This window comes from Streptomyces hebeiensis, from assembly GCF_052983195.1.
Genome location: NZ_CM129812.1, coordinates 994,982 through 1,012,156, shown reverse-complemented (window position 1 = coordinate 1,012,156; position 17,175 = coordinate 994,982). Strand labels below are relative to the sequence as shown.

Here is a 17,175-nt window from a genome sequence, read left to right as displayed (position 1 = left end):
CCAGGTCCGGCCGGGTGGTCGGCAGGGTGTTCGGCCGCGGGCCCGGGTGCCGCCGGGGTGCCGGTGCGCCGGGGGCGTTCCGGGGGAGACCGGGGGCGATCTCATCCGTAAGGATGAGGAGCGGCGCAGGCGTGCACCACTCCGGTGGGATGCGGAAATGCTTCCCACCGGGGATGCCTCGGGCAGAGGGGACTGATGGGGTGGCAGTGTGCGAAATCCACCTCCGTGTGTTCCGGGCTCGTCAGCGGTGACGCGCGTCGGCTCCCCGCCCGCCCCGGCCGGCCTCCGGGCGACCGGTCGCGCCCAGCAGCCACCGCGCTCCCGGGCGCACGTCGAGGACGACGGCCGGCTCACCGCGGAACTCGCCGCGGCCCTGTCGGGCGCGCGCCGCAGGGCGCGGCGCGACGGGGACGGGCAGATCGACACGGCCCACCTGCTGCATTCCCTGCTGGAGGCGGACCCGGAGGTGCGCGCGGCGCTCGGCGGTGTCGGCGACAGCGTCGGTGACGCACCGGTGATCAGGGTGCTCGGCTACCTCGTACAGCGCAGCATCGGCTACGGACTGCGCTGGCACGGCAGGGTGGAGGACTCCGGGGCCGTTCCGGTCGTACGGTCCCGGGCCGGGCGGACCGTGGCCGGCTGGTCGCCGTCCGCCGTCTCCGCCCTGGGGCACGCGTGGGAGTGGGCGTCCCGTCGTGCGGAGCCGCGCGTCCACGGCCTCGATGTGCTCGCGGCGCTCGCCGCCGACCACGAGTGCCGGGCCGTCGAGGTGATGGAGCGCGCCGGGGTCGACACACAGGCGCTGGCCGGGCGGCTCCACCGGGCGTCCCGACGGCCATCGTCTCGACAGGTGTCGTCCCGACAGTCATCTCGACAGGTGTCATAAGGGTGACGCTCCTGTACTCAGCTGTCATGATGGCGGCATGCACGCGCGACAGGGGAGGAGCGTCGGCCTGGGGCTCGCCCTGGCATCGGCGTTCGCGTTCGGAGGTTCGGGTGTCGCGGCCAAGCCGCTGATCGAAGCGGGGCTGGACCCGCTGCACGTGGTCTGGCTCCGGGTCACCGGCGCGGCCGTCGTGATGCTGCCCGTGGCCTGGCGCCACCGTGCGCTGCTGCGCCGCAGCCCCACCCTCCTCGCCGGATTCGGCCTGTTCGCCGTGGCGGGCGTGCAAGCCTGTTACTTCGCGGCCGTGGCGCGTATCCCGGTGGGGGTCGCGCTGCTCATCGAGTATCTCGGCCCGGCGCTCGTGCTGCTCTGGGTGCGCTTCGTCCAGCGCCGGCCCGTGACCCGCGCCGCGGCGGTCGGGGTCGTTCTGGCGGTCGGCGGACTCGCCTGCGTGGTCGAGGTCTGGTCGGGGCTCGGCTTCGACCCCTGGGGTGTCCTGCTCGCACTCGGCGCCGCCTTCTGCCAGGTCAGCTACTTCCTGCTGGCCGACCACGGCGGCAGTGGCGGGGCGCGGGAGGCGGCCGGGGGCACCGGGGAGCGGGCGCGGCGGACCGAGCGGGCGGAGGAGGCGGAACGGGCCGAGCCGACGCAGCGGCCCGAGCCCGCACATCCGATGGGTGTGGTCGCGTACGGCCTGCTCGTCGGAGCCGTCGTCCTGACCGTCGTGGCCCGCCCCTGGGGCATGGACCGCTCGGTGCTCGGCGGCGACGTCGACCTGGGCGCCTCGCGCGTGCCGGCGCTCCTGCTGCTGGGCTGGGTGGTGCTGGTCGCCACCGTGCTCGCCTACACGACGGGCGTGCTCGCCGTACGCGGGCTCTCGCCCCAGGTGGCGGGCGTCGTGGCCTGCCTGGAGGCGGTGGTGGCGACCGTACTGGCCTGGGTGCTGCTGCGGGAGCACCTCGCGCTGCCGCAGATCCTCGGCGGCGCTCTCGTGCTGACCGGCGCGTTCATCGCCCAGTCCACGACACCGAAGGCCCCGTCGGGGCCGGTGGCCGGCGGACCGGGAAAGGACGCCGTGGCGATCGGCGGGGGAGCCGAAGCGAGTGGTGTGCCCGAGGTGGGTGGCGTGGCCCACGCGGGGGGCGATCGGGTGCCGTTGTCCGAGGAGCGTCCCGGCCCATAAGGTACCGCGCATGCGTATGAACGTACTTTCGCCGCCCGCCGCATAGCGCGGGCGGCTCTCCGCCGACGAAGACCGGGCTCGGGCACTTCTCCGCCCCGAGCGGTTCGTCGCTGCCCGCGTGACGGAACCCAGCGGCCATCCACCCGTTCGTCGTACGGAGACCTCACGTGTCCACCCCCTCGTTCCCTTCCGCCACCGGCCTGCCCGTCGGCCGGAACCTGTTCTTCCTCGCCGTCGCCGGCGTCGCCTGGGGAACCGCCGGCGCCGCTGCCTCGCTTGTCTACCGGATCAGTGACCTCGGTCCCCTGGCCCTTTCCTTCTGGCGGTGCGTCGGCGGACTCGTGCTGCTGCTCGGCGTGCTCGCGATGCGCCCGCGGCGCGAATCCGCCCCCAAGGAGCCGCGCGGGCGACGGCTGGTGCGCGTCCTGGGCAGCGGCGTCGGACTCGCGGTATTCCAGAGCGCCTTTTTCGCGTCCGTCGAGGTGACCGGCCTGGTGGTCGGCACGGTGGTCACCCTCGGCGCCGGGCCCGTCCTCATCGCCCTCGGCGCGCGGGTCGCCTGGGGCGAACGGCTCGGCGGCGGCGGCCTGCTCGCCGTGGCCGGCGCGCTCGCCGGGCTGGTCGTCCTGGTGATGGGCGGGACGGGGGCCACCGTTCGGCCCGCCGGCGTCGCGCTCGCGGTCCTGTCGGCGGCCGGATACGCCGGGATGACTCTGCTCACCCGGTGGCTGGGACGTGCGGGCGGCGGGGCCGACGCGATGACCACGACCGCCTGGGCGTTCGGCATCGGCAGTGTGGTGCTGCTGCCGCTCGGCGCCGTCGAGGGACTGCTGCCGCACACCGCCCAGCCCGTGCAGGTGGGGTGGTTGCTGGTCTACGTGGCGGCCGTGCCCACCGCCCTCGCCTACGCGCTGTACTTCGCGGGCGCCGCCGTCATCCGGTCCGCGACGGTATCCGTGATCATGCTGCTGGAACCGGTGAGCGCGGCGCTGATCGCGGTCACGCTGTTCGGTGAGCGGCTGACCCTCCCCACCGTGACGGGTACGTCCCTGCTGCTCGTCGCGGTGCTCGGGCTGGCCCTGGACGAGGCCCGGGGAGCGGCGAGGAGGCGGGTGGCGGTCACGGCCGGCGAGGTGTAGCGGGCCGGGAGAGGCGGGGCTTGGCGGACCGCCGCGAAGCCCCGGCCGGCTGTGGCGACGTGCCCGCGTGACGGGGCCGCCCGGCCGCCCGGCCGCCGGGCGGCGCGTGAGGTCGTCGCGCGGAAGGCCGCCGGGCCGCCGGGTGTGCGCCTAAGGCCCGCCGGGTCCGCCGGACACGGCTTCTCAGAGTGAGGCGAGATAGTCCGGCACGGCGACGGCCCGGTCCAGGTCCTCGGCCGGTACGGGGGAACCGTAGCCGCGTGTCAAGGGGACGACTCCGGCCCAGTACGGGAGCGTCAGGTCGGCCGGCTCGTCGTTGGGGCCCCCGGTGCGGACCTTGGCGGAGACCTCGTCGAGATCGAGGGCGAGCACGGCGGTGGCGGCCAGTTCCCGGGCGTCGGCGGGGCGCGAGTCCCGGGAGCGGCCGGGCACCGCCTGATCGACGATCGCGTCCAACGCGGTGCGCCGTTCCCGCGGGTCGGCCACCTGGCGGGCGACGCCGTGCACGACGACCGAGCGGTAGTTGAGCGAGTGGTGGAAGGCGGAGCGCGCCAGCACCAGAGCGTCGACATGCGTGACGGTCAGACAGACGGGCAGTCCCGGGCCCGTCCCGTCGGCCGCTTCCGTATCGCCGGTCGCCGACGCCCCCGCGCCCTCGGCCGCCCCGCCCTCCTTCCGGCCCGCCATGCGCAGAGGGCGTGAGCCGGTCGAGCCATGGACGTACAACCGCTCGCCCACCCGGCCGTAGAGCGTCGGCAGGACGACCGGCGCGCCGTCGCGGACGAAGCCGAGATGGCAGACGTACGCCTCGTCCAGGATCCGGTGCACCAGCTCCCGGTCGTACGAGGCCCGCTGCCTGGCGCGGGTGGGGACGGTGCGCGCGGTGGGCCGGTACCCGGCTCGCGCGGACTGTTCCGGCTCGGCCGTGGGCGTCAGCGGCACGGATGTCCCAGAGCCTGGCGTGTCGGGCGGTGTCATTGCGGACTCCTTTGCACTAGTGCATAATATTGTTTGTGCTAGGAGAGTATCGGATCACGGGCCGGCGCGCGACGGAGATCGCGGCGAGCGTGGAGCGCGCGGTCGGCGCGGGGGAGCTGTCGCCAGGCCAACTGCTGCCACCCATGCGAGAGCTGGCGGCGACCCTCGGCGTCAATCCCAATACCGTCGCCGCCGCCTACCGCACTCTGCGCGAGCGCGGTGTCATCGAGACGGCGGGCCGTCGGGGCAGCCGGGTGCGCCCCCGGCCCGCCAGTACCCCGCGCGGCTCGATCCGGGTCGAGCCACCGCCGGGCGTCCGGGACGTGTCGGAGGGCAATCCCGACCCCGCGCTGCTGCCGCCGCTGCACGACGCCCTCGCGGCGGCGGCGCGCCGCAACGCCGAGCGGCCCGGCCTCTACGGCCAGGCGCCCGTCGACGCGGAACTGGCGCGGCTGGCCCGGGCCGCTCTGGACGCGGACGGGGTGCCCGCCGGGCCGATCGCCGTGACCTCCGGTTCGCTCGACGCGATGGAGCGCACCCTGGCCGCGCATCTGCGTCCGGGTGACGCGGTCGCGCTGGAGGATCCCGGCTGGGGCGCGCTGCTGGACCTCGTTCCCGCGCTGGGGCTGCGCCCCGTACCGATCGGCGTGGACGACGACGGTCCGCTTCCGGGCGACCTCGAACGCGTGCTGCGGTCGGGCGTCCGGGCGGTCGTCGTCACCTGCCGGGCCCAGAATCCCACGGGCGCGTCGATCGGAGCCGCCCGTGCCGAGCGGCTGCGCGCCCTGCTGGCCGCCCACCCCGACGTCCTGCTCATCGAGGACGATCACGGGCACCGCATCGTGGACCTGCCGACGTACCCGCTCGCAGGCCGTACGGACCACTGGGCGTTCGTACGTTCCACGGCCAAGGCGTACGGGCCTGATCTGCGGGTGGCCGTGCTCACCGGCGACGCGGTGACGGTGGACCGGGTGACGGGCCGTCAGGCCCTCGGCCCCGGCTGGGTCAGCCGGCTCCTCCAGCGCGCGGTCGTCGAACTGTGGACCTCGGGGGCCGTGGACACGGCGGCCGTCGCGCGGTCGTACGGGGAACGGCGCGACGCGCTTGTCGCGGCGCTCGCCGAACGGGGAGTGCGCGCGCACGGCCGCAGCGGGATGAACGTCTGGGTGCCGGTCGCGGACGAGACCAGCGCCGTGGCGCGGCTGCTCCGCGCAGGGTGGGTGGTGGCGCCCGGCGCGCGCTTCCGCATGGCCGCCCCGGCGGGGGTGCGGCTCACGGTCTCGGGGCTGTCGCCCGAGGACATCGGTCCGGTCGCCGACGCGCTGGCCTCGGCGGCGGGGCCGGGGCCGGCGCGCAGTTACGGCTGACGGCTCGCGACCCGTGCGCGACCACGGCCCGTCAGGTCGTGCGGCTACGACGCGCCGACGTGCGTGTCCAGGGCCCGCGACCGGGTGAACGCGGCCCTCGGCCGGGCGCTGCACCAGTACACCGCCCCGGGCCGCCGCCCACACCGGCCGTCATGCATCGGCCGTCGATCCGGGCACCGTGGACCACGCCCGGCGCTCCGGGTACGGCGGAGCGGGCGGTCGACGGCTGACAGACTTCACCCGCTGCCGACGAAAAGTGAAGTCTGCCAGCTGTCGACCGCCCGCTCCGCCGGGTCACTCCCGGACCGACTCGGCAACCGCCCTACGGCACAAGGAGTTTCGCGCTCCCGCTCACGCCAGGGTGATCGAGTCGCCGTCGACCTTGATCGAGGCCGCGGGCAGCGGCTTGGTCGCGGGGCCGGCCTGCACACTGCCGTCCGCCGCGCTGAACCGGCTGCCGTGGCAGGGGCAGTGGATCGTGCCGTCGCTGATGTCCTTCACGGCGCAGCCCGTGTGGGTGCACTTCGACGAGAACGCCTTGAACTCGCCCGCCGTCGGCTGGGTGACCACCACACCCTTGTCCTCGAAGACCTTGCCGCCGCCTTCCGGGATGTCGGCGGTCTTCGCGAGGACGGCACCCGCCGCCCCGCCCGCCGCGCCGCCGGACGCCGCCGCGTCGCCCGCGCCGTCCGAACCGCCCGCCGCGTCCGGCTCGCCGCCGCACGCGGCCAGCGCCGTGCTCAGCCCCATCGCACCGGCCGCGGCGACCACGGTTCTGCGGCCCACGGTCCTGGGGGCCGCGATCCGGGGGATGCCCTGCGATGACGTCATTCCCAGCTCCGTTCCCCCGGCTCTCGGACGGCCGGGTTCGTCAGGGAGTACGCGGCGTGGCGCCGGACCGTTCAGGCGCCAACGCTTTTTCCAGGAAATCGAGTTCACGCAGCAACAGGGTGTCCGCCACCCCCGGCCGGGCGACGAGGTGCCCCGTACCGGGCAGCGGCAGGACGGTGTGCGGCCGGCCCGCGGCGAGCAGCGCCGCCGACAGACGCAGCGTGTGGGCCGGGACCACGTTGTCGTCGGCGAGCCCGTGGACCAACAGCAGCGGCCGGGTCAGCCGGTGGGCGTGGGACAGCAGCGAGGAGCGCTCGTACGCCTCGGGCGTGATGCCGGGGTGGCCGAGGAAACGCTCCTCCCAGTACGTGTCGTACACCCGGCGGTCGGTCGGCGGGGCCCCCGCGACGGCCGCGTGGAACACGTCGGGCCGGTGCAGCACGGCCGCCGCGGCCAGATAGCCGCTGAACGACCAGCCCCTGATGGCCACGCGGTCCAGGTCCAGGTCGGGATGGTGTGCCGCCGCGGCGTGCAGCGCGTCGATCTGGTCGGTCAGGACGGGCGTCAGCCGGTCGCCGGCGATGGCCCGCTGCCACTCCAGTCCCCGCCCGGGGGTACCGCGCCCGTCCGTGACCAGTACCGCGAAACCCTGCTCGGCGAACCACTGCCGGACGGCGGTGTGCCAGGCGCGCGCCTCGGTCACCACCTGCATGCCTGGGCCCGCGTACGGGCTGAGCAGCACGGGCAGCCTGCCCGCGCCGGGCTCGTGCCAGGACGGCAGATGGAGCTGTGCGCGCAGCCGCCGGTCCCCCAGGACAAGGGGGACCGGGCACGGAGTCACCAGCGGTTCCTCGGTGAGGACCTCGATCCGGCCGGTCTCCGTGCCGCCGCGCACGACCGTGACCGTCTGTCCGTCCGGCGTCCTGCTGTCCAGCACGACCGTGTCACCCCCGACGGCGGCCGTGTGCACCCCGGGGGCGGACGTCACCCGCTCGAAGCCACGTCCCGGTGCGTACGACCACACGTGGGTCTCCGTCGGCTCGTCGACCGCCGTCGCCTCGAAGAACACCCGCTCGCCCACGGCCCCGAGGACCGCGCGGACCTCCGTGCCGGCCGGGGCCGGGGTGTCGCCGATCCACAGCGTGGGGTCGTCGCCCCGCACCCCGGGCAGGACCGGTGTGCCGGTCGCGGTGCGCAGCGGGGCGCCGCACGGGACGGACACCCAGTACGGGTCGGTCCGCCGGGCCAGGAGACCGACCTCACCGGTCGTCGGATCGGCGCCGACGACCCACACCGTGCGCTGGTCGCGCGTCTGGAGGCTGATCAGCGGGCCGAAGGCGTCCCAGCCGGCGGCGACTACGTAGTCGAAAGCGGGGTCCCGCCAGACGGCGGCCGGACCGGGGGAGCCGGGGCCCGCGGGTGTCCCGGATGCCTGCCGGGGCAGTCGTACCGGCGTGCGGCCGCCGGTCAGCCCGAGTATGTGCAACGAGGTCTCGGCGTTGACGGTGCCGGCCACCGGATAGCGGATCGTCCGCGGCGGTGCGGCCGGGTCCGACGGGTCGCCGAGGTACCAGCGCCGCACTTTCGACGTGTCCACCCGCGCCACCAGCAGCGCGGTGCCGTCGGGCGACCACCAGAAGGCCCGGGTTCTGCCGATGGACTCGACGGCGACATGGTCGGGCAGACCGTACGTCACATCGGAAGTCTCCGGTACGGCGAGCGGCCGGTCGTCGGAGCCGTCCGCCCGGACGACCCGCAGGGCGCCTCCGGTGACATACGCGACGTGGTCGCCGTCGGGGGAGGGACGCGGGTCGGTCACCGGACCGGGCGTGGGCACCCGCCACGGCGCGCCGCCGTCCGTCGTCACGAGCTCCAGCGCGCCGTCCACGGTGTACGCGACGAGGCGCACGTCGCGGTCGGCCGCGTAACCCCCGACTCCCGCGCCCTTCTCCTCCGCGTCGGCCGTCCCGCCGGCGAGGAGGCGTTCCTCGCCGTGCTCGTACAGCCACAGCAGGGCACGCGGATCGGAGCCGGACGCGGACCGCAGGAACAGGACGCGGTCGCCGTCGGGGGAGACGGTGAACCGCCGCGGCGCTCCGAGCGAGAAGCGCCGCGTGCGGGCGAACTGCCGTGGGAAGGCGGTGGTTTCCATGGGCATCACGCTCTTTCGGGTCCGGTCGGGTCCGGTTGGGTCGGGTACGGGATCCGGGCACGGGTGTGTGCGCCGGATTCGGTGAGGACGCGGCAACGCGCGTGCGTCGGAAAGCCGGAGGCGAGGGCGGCGGGACCGGGGGCGGCTCGTCCGGTGGCCCTCCGGGGAAAGGCCGTGCGGGAGGCCGAGTTCGTCCGGGCAGGTGGGCGCGTGTGCTGGGCTCGCGCCTGGAGGTTCACGCCTTCACGTTCACGCCCTCGGCACGCCGCACGGCGCGATGGGCGGCTCTCCTCGGCCGACGGGCCGCACGGCATCTTACCGTCCCCGGGAGACGGAGGGTGAGTGAGCCGCCGTGAGCCGCTCGGTGACGCGTCAGGTCGCGTGCCATCCGCTCCAGCGCGCCACGGCGACCTCGACGACCGGTCCGTCGGGCGGCCGGTCGGCGTACTGCCGGTACTTCGCCGTGAGCGGGCGGAGGCGGCGGGCGGCATCGGGTGCCCCGTCCGGTGGCGGGTGCACACGCGCCTCACCGTCGGCCCGGACCCACCACAGACGGTCCCAGTCCTCCTCGTAGTGGTCGACGAGCAGACAGACCGCCGGGTTCTCGGCGATGTTGGCCAGTCGTTTCAACCGCGTCGTCCGCTTCGGTTTGTGGTCCACGGCCAGCACGACCGTGTCGCCCTCCAGGGCGAACACCACCGGCACCAGGTGCGGGCGGGCCGCGGCGTCGGCCGTCGCGAGATGGGCGACGCGCGCCGCGGCGAACCGCTCCCGTGCCTCGGCGCTCGTCAGAGCGGGCATCGCACCCTGTCCCCGACTGCCCCGACTGCCCCGACTGCCCCGACTGCCCCGACTGCCCCGACTGCCCCGACTGCCCCGACTGCCCCGACTGCCCCGACCGTGCGGGCCGTTCGGGCCGCCCCGACCGCTCCCGTCCCCCCGCGCTCTTCGGACATCGCCCTTCCCGTCTCAGCGGTACCGGGCGGCGAGCTCGGCCAGCCGGTCCAAGTGCTTCAGCGTCTCCCGTTCCGGCATCGTCGGCAGGTAGAACGACACTCGCTCGACCCCCAGCCGGAGGTAGCCCTCGATCTGCTCCGGGGCATCGGGAGCCGCGTACACCGTCACCGGCACCTCGCGGTCGGCGAGTGCACGCAGCCGCTCGATCTGCGGGCCGAGTTCCTCCGGTGGCACGCTGTTGGCCAGCCACGCGTCCCCGAGCCGCGCCACCCGCCGGAACGCGCCCTCGCCGCCGCCGACGTAGATCGGCGGGTGGGGGCGCTGCACCGGCTTGGGCCAGGCGTAGACCGGGTCGAAGTTCACGAACTCGCCGTGGAACTCGGCCCTCTCCGCGGTCCACAGCTCCCGCATGGCCAGCAGCCGTTCGTCGGTGAGCCGGCCGCGGGTGGCGGGGTCGGTGCCGTGGTTCCTCATCTCCTCGCGGTTCCAGCCGACACCGATACCGAAGATCACCCGTCCGCCGGAGACCAGGTCCAGCGAGGCCACCTCCTTCGCCGTGACGATCGGGTCGCGCTCCGGGATCAGCGCGATGCCGGTGCCGAGCAGCAGCCGCTCGGTCACCACACCGATCGCGGTCAGGGAGACGAAGGGGTCCAGCGTGCGGTAGTAGATCTCCGGCAGCTCGCCGCCGCCCGGATAGGGCGACTGGCGGTCGGCGGGGATGTGGGTGTGCTCGGCGATGAAGAGGGAATCGAACGAGCGCTCCTCGAGCGCGATCCCCAGGGGAACCGGGCCGATGCCCTGGTCGGTGATGAAGGTCGAGACTCCGATTTTCACGACGGCTCCGTCGAGGGTCGAGTACGGGATCGGACGGGTGGCCCCGTTGTGACGGGTGGCACAGGTGTGTCGACTACCCGCTCCGGCGCTCCCGATCCCCGGTCGCCCGCGAGAACCACCCCGCCGCGCGGCACCCAGTCCGTCATGTGCGCCCAGCGCCCCATGGTGCGCCAAATCTCAAACCGAACCGTTTGGTCGCCTGTCGCGCCGGACAGGATGCAGGCGGCGTGTGGCTCCCCGTCGTCGTACGGAGCGGGTTCCTTGCCCGTCGGGGCCGGTGATCGGGAGAGGCGCGCTCTCTGCTGATTGACCTGCGCGTCAAGCCCGGCGTGCGGTGTCGGGACCACCGCCGTCGGGTGACGTGCGTGCTCGTGACTCACGAAAGGCTGACCATGGCGACCGAACCACAGTCCTGGTTCCCGGGCCCCGACGACCGTACGGACCGTCGTATCGCCGAACTCCGAGCCCACGACCCCCAGGTGCGCGACGCCCTGCCGCTGCCCGCGGTCGACGAGGCGATCGGGCGGCCGGGCCTCACCCTGAATAAGATCATCGCGACCGCGATGGAGGGGTACGCGGACCGCCCCGCGCTGGGTGAGCGGGCCCGGGAACTGATCCGGGACCCGGCGACCGGCCGGGCGGAGTACCGGCTGCTGCCGCACTTCGACACGATCACCTACGCACAACTGTGGTCCCGGGTCGAGGCGCTCGCGGCCGATCTGCACCACGACCCCCGGCAACCCCTGCGGGTGGACGAGTTCATCGCCGTCCTCGGCTTCACCAGCACCGACTTCGTCACCGTCGACCTGACCTGCGCCCGGCTCGGTGCCGTCTGCGTGCCCCTCCAGTCCAGCGCGTCGGCCGCCCGGCTGGGGCCGGTCATCGCGGAGACCGGGCCGCGCGTCCTGGCAGCCGGTGTCGAGTTCCTCGACACCGCCGTGGACTGCGCCCTGGACAGCGGATCCGTGGGCCGCCTCATCGTCTTCGACCACCGTCCGGAGGCCGACGACGAACGCGAGCGCTTCGAGGCGGCCCGCCGGCGGTTGACCGACGCGGGCAGCACGGTCGTCCTGGAGTCGCTGGCCGATGTTCTCGACCGGGGTCGGGGCCTGCCGCCGGCCCCCGAGTTCGAGGGCGGCACGGACACCGACCGGCTCGCCCTGCTCCTCTACACCTCGGGCAGCACCGGCACGCCCAAAGGCGCGATGTACACCGAGCGCCTGGTGGGCCGGATGTGGCACGGGTTCTGGCCCGGGAAGTCCAGTCTGCCGCTCATCATGCTCAGCTACATGCCGATGAGTCATCTCGCCGGACGGGCCACGCTGTACACCGTCCTCGGGAGCGGCGGCACCGTCTGCTTCACTGCCCGCAGCGACCTGTCCACCCTCTTCGAGGACCTGGGACTCGTGCGCCCCACCGACCTGCTGCTGGTACCGAGGGTGTGCGACATGCTCCTCCAGCACTACCGCAGAGAACTCGACCGCAGGACGGCCGCCGGCGGCGACCCCGCGGTCCTCGAAACCGAGGTCAAGAGGGAGCTCGGCGAAAGGTCCCTCGGCGGACGGCTGCTGTGGATCGGCAGCGGTGGAGCGCCGTTGTCCGACGAGATGACGGACTTCGTCGCCTCCTGCGTGGACGTTCCGCTGCACGACGGATACGGTTCCACCGAGGCGGGCGGCATGCTCGCCGACCACCGGCCGATCCGCCCGGCGGTACGCGACTACCGACTCGTCGACGTACCCGAACTGGGCTACTTCCGCAGCGACCTTCCGCACCCGCGCGGCGAACTCCTCATCCGTACCGACGCCCTCATCCCCGGCTACTACAAGCGGCCCGACGTGATGGCGGGCCTCGTCGACGAGGACGGCTACTACCGCACCGGCGACATCTTCGCGGAGAGGGGCCCCGACGAACTCTTCTACGTCGACCGCCGCAACAACGTGCTCAAGCTCTCCCAGGGCGAGTTCGTCGCCGTCTCCCGCCTGGAGGCCGTCTTCGCCGGCAGCCCGCTGGTGCGGCAGATCTTCGTCCACGGCAGCAGCGAACGCGCCTATCTGCTCGCGGTGGTCGTCCCCGTGCCGGAGGCGGCCGAGCGGGCCGGAGGCGACCCGGCGGAGCTGAAGGCGCGGATCGCCGCGTCTTTACGGGGGACAGCCAAGGAGGCGGGGCTCAACTCCTACGAGATCCCCCGCGACTTCCTGATCGAGACCGAACCGTTCAGCACCGAGAACGGACTGCTCTCCGACATCCGCAAACTGCTGCGGCCCCGCGTCACGGAACGCTACGGCGAGCGCCTGGAACGCCTCTACGCCGACCTCGCCGCACGCGAGAACGACGAACTGCGGGCGCTCCGGCGCTCCGGACACGACCGTCCCGTGGCCGACACCGTGGTCCGCGCCGCCCAGGCCGTACTGGGCACCCCCGCGGACCCCGCCGCGCGCTACACCGACCTCGGCGGCGATTCGCTGTCCGCGGTGTCGTTCTCCCAGCTGCTCGGCGAGATCTTCGGCGTCGAGGTCCCGGTGGGCGTCGTCATCAGCCCCGCCCACGACCTGCGGCGTCTCGCGGAACACGTCGAGCGGGCGCTCTCGTCCGGCGACCGGCGCCCCTCGCCCGCCACGGTGCACGGGGCCGGAGCCACCGAGGTGCGCGCCCGCGACCTCACCCTGGACGCCTTCGTGGACGCCGAGACCCTCGCCGCCGCCCCGTCGCTCCCGCACGTGGCGGGTCCCGCCCGCACCGTGCTGCTGACCGGTGCGAACGGCTACCTCGGCCGGTTCCTGTGCCTGGAGTGGCTGGAACGGCTGGCGCGCACCGGCGGCACCCTCGTCTGCGTCGTCCGGGGCTCGGACGCGGCCGTCGCGAGGCGGCGCCTGTACGAGGCGTTCGACAGCGGCGACCCCGAACTCCTCGCGCGCTTCGGGGAACTGGCCGAGGACCGGCTGGAGGTCCTCGCCGGTGACATCGGCGAGCCGGACCTCGGTCTGGACGGTCCGACCTGGAACCGGCTCGCGGACACCGTCGACCTCATCGTCCACCCGGCCGCCCTGGTCAACCACGTCCTTCCCTACGAGCAGCTGTTCGGCCCCAACGTCGTGGGCACGGCCGAGCTGATCCGGCTGGCGCTGACCCGGCGCGTCAAGCGGTTCACCTATCTGTCGACCGTCGGCGTGATCGCCGCCCAGGCCGCCACCCCCGACGAGTCGGCCGACATCCGGGTCGCCAGTCCCGTCCGCCGGCTCGACGACTCGTACGCGAGCGGCTACGCCACGAGCAAGTGGGCCGGTGAGGTGCTGCTGCGCGAGGCGCACGATCTGTGCGGGCTGCCCGTGGCGACGTTCCGCTCCGACATGATCCTCGCGCACAGCCGGTACGGCGGACAGCTCAACGTCCCCGACGTGTTCACCCGCCTCCTGCTGAGCCTCGCCGCCACCGGGATCGCGCCCGGTTCCTTCTACCGCGCAGGCCCCGGCGGTGTCCGCCGGCCCGCGCACTACGAGGGGCTGCCCGTCGACTTCACCGCCGAGGCCGTCGCCGTCCTCGGCGAGCGCGCCACCGAGGGTCACCGCACCTACAACGTCCTCAACCCGCACGACGACGGCGTCTCCCTCGACGTCTTCGTGGACTGGCTCGTCGACGCCGGCCACCCCGTACGGCGGATCGACGACTACGACGAGTGGCTGGCCCGGTTCGGGACCGCGATGCGTGCGCTGCCGCAGGAGCAGCGGCAGCACTCGCTTCTGCCGCTGCTGCACGCGTTCGCGGAACCCGCCGAACCCGTCGCCGGTTCCGCCGTGCCCGCCGACGCCTTCCGTGCCGCCGTCCTGGAAGCCGGGGTCGGGCCCGACGCCGACATCCCTCACCTGTCGGCGTCCCTCATCGGCAAGTACGCCGCCGACCTGCGGGCCCTCAAACTGATCTGACGCCGTCCGCCGACGCGCCGGGGACGTTACCGCGGCCCCGGGCGGTACCGCCGCCGGCCGCGGTGTTGCCGTCAGCCGGTGGTGTCCCGCCCGGCCCCGGCCACCAGGCCGGTGGTGTCCCGCCCGGCTCCGGTCGTCAGGCCGGTTCCGTCGGCCGGCCCGGTGGCGCCCGGGCGCGGGAAAAGCCGCCGTACGCTCTCCACCACGGCCGCGCGCCGGGCCGCCGTGGCCGGGTCCCGGGCCAGCTGTGCCGCTGCCGCCGCCATCTCCGTCTGGGTGAGCCAGGCGGTGGCGATCTGGGTCACCAGCGCGAGCACGTCGACCGGGTCCCACGCCGGGTCCAGTTGCCCGGACTCCTGAGCCTCCCGCAGCTGGCGTACCTTGAGCAGGACGGCCGTCCGGGTCGGCGCCTCCCCGTCGAGCAGCGGCCTCTCGGCCGGCTCCAGCCGCCCCCAGCACAGCAGCCGGAAGCGCTCCGGGTGCTCGGTGAAGTAGTCGAAGAGCCGGCCCGCGTACCCCGGCAGATCGGCCGGGTCCATCCGGGTCGCCTCCACCACCTCGGCCAGCTCCCGGCCCGCCACGAACGCGTACAGCGCCTCCTTGCTGCGGAAGTACGCGTACACCCGTTCCTTGCTGGTCCGGGCCTCGCGGGCGATCCGGTCCACCCGCGCGCCGGCGATCCCGTACCGCGAGAACTCGGCCTTCGCCGCACCGACGATCCGTTCGCGTGTGGAGTCAGGGGTGCTCGAAGCCGTCATGGACTCAGGATAGTCAACCGAACCGGTTCGTTTGACGCGCGCTCAGGGTACCCGCAGGTCTGGGCGTGTCTGGACGGAGAATCTGAAAATATATAGAGTGTCTGTGCGGTGCTGGATTGAAAGTCCGACGGGCGGATGGCGGGCCGGACGGGGCGGCGCCCACCATTGGCCGTGAGGGAGGGGCGGGAAGTGAACGTCGGTGACGGCGAAGCGGACGACGAGGGCTCCGCGGCGCCGGACGGGATCCCGCCCCGGCGAGCGCCGCGTTCGTTCTCGGCGGACGACGAACACCTGCTCGCCGAGACCGAGAAGATCGCGGTCGCGTTGGCGAGGATGTTCCCCGGGCTCTGCGAGGTGGTGCTGCACGATCTGCGGGATCCCGCGCACGCGATCCGCCTGATCGAGAACAACCTCTCCGGCCGGAGGATCGGCGACTCCGCGACCGAACTCGGACTGGCTCGCGTCAAGGACCCGAACTACCCCGGTGTCGTCCAGAACTACGCCAATCGGTTTCCCGACGGCCGGCCCGCGAAAAGCACGTCGATCGGTATCAAGAACGCCGCAGGCGACTACATCGCGGCTCTGTGCCTCAATTTGGACGTGTCGACCCTTTCCCCGGTGACGCTCGCTCTCTCGAATCTCGTCGCCACCGATCCCGCCCACCGGGAGGAGCCGCTGGAGACGCTGGGCGACCGGAACCGGCGGGTGCTGCGCGAGGTGGTCGAGGCGGCCGCCGCCGAGAGCTCCACCACTCCACGCGCTCTTTCCCGAGACGCCAAGAAAGCGCTGGTGCGCAAGTTGTACGAGGACGGCTACTTCGAATCCCGCAACGCCGCGCAGACGATCGCCGATCTCCTCGGGATCTCCCGGGCCAGCGTCTACACCTACACGAAATGAGGGCGGCACGAATGAGGGCCGGCGAACTCGCCCCCACGAGCGACGACAGGGGGGCCACGCTGTGAACACCACCCCCGCCCCCGCTGAGACGCTCAGCGACCCCGACACCCCCTTCGCCGTCGTCGACGCGCACAAGGCCCGGCGCAACATCAACCGCCTGGCCGCCAGGGCCGATCGGCTCGGCGTTACCCTGCGCCCTCATGTCAAGACGTCCAAGAGCCTCGGCGTCGCCGCCCTCCTGCACGACGGCACTCCCTGCCCCGTGACCGTCTCCACCCTCGCCGAAGCCGAAGCCTTCGCCGACGGCGGCTACACCGACATCACCTACGCCGTGGGCATCGACCCGCACAAACTTCCCCGCGTCATCGCCCTCCTGCGCCGCGGGATCGCACTGCGCGTCCTCCTCGACAGCCGTGAGCAGGCACAGTTCGTCGCGGACACCGCCCGCGCGGCCGCCATCGCCATCCCCGCGCAGATCGAGATCGACTGCGACGGCCACCGCGGCGGCCTCAAGTCCGACACCCCCGAGCTCACCGAGATCGGGCACATCCTGCACGAGGCGGGCTGCCTGGACGGCGTCCTGACCCACGCGGGCGAGTCCTACTTCGCCTACGGCGCAGAGGAGCGGCGTCTGGCGGCGGAGAACGAACGCGGCACCGCCGTCGCCGCCGCCGAGAAGCTGCGCGCGGCCGGCCTGCCCGTGCGCACCGTCAGTGTCGGCTCCACTCCCACCGCCCATGCCGCCGAGGACCTCACGGGCGTCACCGAACTGCGCGCCGGCAACTACGTCTTCTTCGACCTGGTCATGGCCGGGCTGGGCGTCTGCGGCGTCGACGACCTCGCCCTGTCGGTCGTCGTCACGGTCATCGGCCACCGCCCCGAGTACGGCTGGATCCTCACCGACGGCGGCTGGATGGCCATGTCCCGCGACCGCGGCACCGCCGCCCAGGCCGAGGACCAGGGCTACGGCCTGGTCACCGACCTCGCCGGCCGCCTCATCCCCCATCTGGTGATGAGCGCCGCGAGCCAGGAGCACGGCACCCTCACCGCCCGCGCCGGTGCCGACCTGCCCGACCTGCCCATCGGCACCCGGCTGCGTATTCTGCCCAACCACGCCTGCGCCACCGCGGCCCAGCACCAGGGTTACCACGTCACCGACAGTTCCCCGAACAGCACCGCTCCCGCGCCCGCGATCGAAGCCTTCTGGCCGCGCGTCACCGGCTGGTGACCGCCGTCCGAGCACCGCGCAGGCTTCCGGCCCGACTTC

At 73.5% G+C, this 17,175-nt stretch carries 13 protein-coding genes; 7 read left to right on the top strand and 6 right to left on the bottom strand.

The genetic code is table 11. The features are described 5' to 3' along the window. The first annotated feature begins 247 nt into the window (after positions 1 to 247). The 3 genes from ACU6P3_RS04325 to ACU6P3_RS04315 all read left to right on the top strand — a co-directional run bounded on the left by ACU6P3_RS04325 (position 248) and on the right by ACU6P3_RS04315 (position 3,208). Positions 248 to 886 carry a Clp protease N-terminal domain-containing protein gene (locus ACU6P3_RS04325; RefSeq protein WP_447195998.1) on the top strand — a complete coding sequence of 213 codons (639 nt, stop codon included), beginning with the start codon at positions 248 to 250 and terminating at the stop codon, positions 884 to 886. Positions 887 to 923: 37 nt separating this feature from the next. Further along, the gene (locus ACU6P3_RS04320) at positions 924 to 2,069 is read left to right on the top strand and encodes an EamA family transporter (RefSeq protein WP_447195997.1); all 1,146 of its coding nucleotides are present in this window, start codon (positions 924 to 926) and stop codon (positions 2,067 to 2,069) included. Positions 2,070 to 2,236: 167 nt separating this feature from the next. Beyond that, positions 2,237 to 3,208, top strand: a complete 972-nt coding sequence (locus ACU6P3_RS04315) for a DMT family transporter (protein ID WP_447195996.1) — start codon at positions 2,237 to 2,239, stop codon at positions 3,206 to 3,208. A 183-nt stretch (positions 3,209 to 3,391) separates the two neighbouring features. Here the strand turns inward: ACU6P3_RS04315 and ACU6P3_RS04310 are convergent, their stop codons facing one another. Further along, a complete protein-coding gene (locus ACU6P3_RS04310; RefSeq protein WP_447195995.1) occupies positions 3,392 to 4,186 on the bottom strand; it encodes a pyridoxamine 5'-phosphate oxidase family protein in 795 nt (264 codons plus the stop codon). Positions 4,187 to 4,221: 35 nt separating this feature from the next. Here ACU6P3_RS04310 and ACU6P3_RS04305 point away from each other — a divergent pair, with 35 nt between their 5' ends. Next, complete coding sequence (locus ACU6P3_RS04305) at positions 4,222 to 5,553, top strand: aminotransferase class I/II-fold pyridoxal phosphate-dependent enzyme (RefSeq protein ID WP_447195994.1); 1,332 nt, start codon at positions 4,222 to 4,224, stop codon at positions 5,551 to 5,553. 351 nt (positions 5,554 to 5,904) lie between these two features. On the opposite strand, the gene ACU6P3_RS04300 is transcribed toward ACU6P3_RS04305, so the two are convergent. The 4 genes from ACU6P3_RS04300 to ACU6P3_RS04285 all read right to left on the bottom strand — a co-directional run bounded on the left by ACU6P3_RS04300 (position 5,905) and on the right by ACU6P3_RS04285 (position 10,330). Then, on the bottom strand, positions 5,905 to 6,384 hold the full coding sequence (locus tag ACU6P3_RS04300; RefSeq protein ID WP_447195993.1) for a Rieske (2Fe-2S) protein: 480 nt from the start codon (positions 6,382 to 6,384) through the stop codon (positions 5,905 to 5,907). 40 nt (positions 6,385 to 6,424) lie between these two features. Beyond that, complete coding sequence (locus ACU6P3_RS04295) at positions 6,425 to 8,536, bottom strand: prolyl oligopeptidase family serine peptidase (protein ID WP_447195992.1); 2,112 nt, start codon at positions 8,534 to 8,536, stop codon at positions 6,425 to 6,427. Positions 8,537 to 8,908: 372 nt separating this feature from the next. Beyond that, positions 8,909 to 9,337 carry a TIGR03668 family PPOX class F420-dependent oxidoreductase gene (locus ACU6P3_RS04290; RefSeq protein ID WP_447195991.1) on the bottom strand — a complete coding sequence of 143 codons (429 nt, stop codon included), beginning with the start codon at positions 9,335 to 9,337 and terminating at the stop codon, positions 8,909 to 8,911. A gap of 168 nt (positions 9,338 to 9,505) precedes the next feature. Next, the gene (locus tag ACU6P3_RS04285) at positions 9,506 to 10,330 is read right to left on the bottom strand and encodes an LLM class F420-dependent oxidoreductase (RefSeq protein ID WP_447195990.1); all 825 of its coding nucleotides are present in this window, start codon (positions 10,328 to 10,330) and stop codon (positions 9,506 to 9,508) included. 392 nt (positions 10,331 to 10,722) lie between these two features. On the opposite strand from ACU6P3_RS04285, the gene car reads away from it, so the two are divergent. Next, on the top strand, positions 10,723 to 14,253 hold the full coding sequence (gene car, locus ACU6P3_RS04280) for a carboxylic acid reductase (RefSeq protein WP_447195989.1): 3,531 nt from the start codon (positions 10,723 to 10,725) through the stop codon (positions 14,251 to 14,253). 71 nt (positions 14,254 to 14,324) lie between these two features. On the opposite strand, the gene ACU6P3_RS04275 is transcribed toward car, so the two are convergent. After that, on the bottom strand, positions 14,325 to 15,011 hold the full coding sequence (locus tag ACU6P3_RS04275) for a TetR family transcriptional regulator (protein WP_447195988.1): 687 nt from the start codon (positions 15,009 to 15,011) through the stop codon (positions 14,325 to 14,327). A 243-nt stretch (positions 15,012 to 15,254) separates the two neighbouring features. Between ACU6P3_RS04275 and ACU6P3_RS04270 the strand changes: the two genes are divergently transcribed. Both ACU6P3_RS04270 and ACU6P3_RS04265 read left to right on the top strand, forming a co-directional pair. Next, positions 15,255 to 15,908, top strand: coding sequence for a helix-turn-helix transcriptional regulator (locus tag ACU6P3_RS04270; RefSeq protein WP_447197760.1), 654 nt, complete (start codon positions 15,255 to 15,257; stop codon positions 15,906 to 15,908). A 61-nt stretch (positions 15,909 to 15,969) separates the two neighbouring features. Continuing rightward, positions 15,970 to 17,136, top strand: a complete 1,167-nt coding sequence (locus ACU6P3_RS04265) for an alanine racemase (protein ID WP_447195987.1) — start codon at positions 15,970 to 15,972, stop codon at positions 17,134 to 17,136. Positions 17,137 to 17,175: the final 39 nt, after the last annotated feature.

What these genes read in the sequence shown, in the direction of transcription:
- ACU6P3_RS04320 (WP_447195997.1), top strand. Translation starts at nt 924, where the DNA reads ATGCACGCGCGACAGGGGAGGAGCGTCGGCCTGGGGCTCGCCCTGGCA.
- car (WP_447195989.1), top strand. Translation starts at nt 10,723, where the DNA reads ATGGCGACCGAACCACAGTCCTGGTTCCCGGGCCCCGACGACCGTACG.
- ACU6P3_RS04310 (WP_447195995.1), bottom strand. Translation starts at nt 4,186, where the DNA reads ATGACACCGCCCGACACGCCAGGCTCTGGGACATCCGTGCCGCTGACG.
- ACU6P3_RS04300 (WP_447195993.1), bottom strand. Translation starts at nt 6,384, where the DNA reads ATGACGTCATCGCAGGGCATCCCCCGGATCGCGGCCCCCAGGACCGTG.
- ACU6P3_RS04275 (WP_447195988.1), bottom strand. Translation starts at nt 15,011, where the DNA reads ATGACGGCTTCGAGCACCCCTGACTCCACACGCGAACGGATCGTCGGT.
- ACU6P3_RS04295 (WP_447195992.1), bottom strand. Translation starts at nt 8,536, where the DNA reads ATGGAAACCACCGCCTTCCCACGGCAGTTCGCCCGCACGCGGCGCTTC.
- ACU6P3_RS04290 (WP_447195991.1), bottom strand. Translation starts at nt 9,337, where the DNA reads ATGCCCGCTCTGACGAGCGCCGAGGCACGGGAGCGGTTCGCCGCGGCG.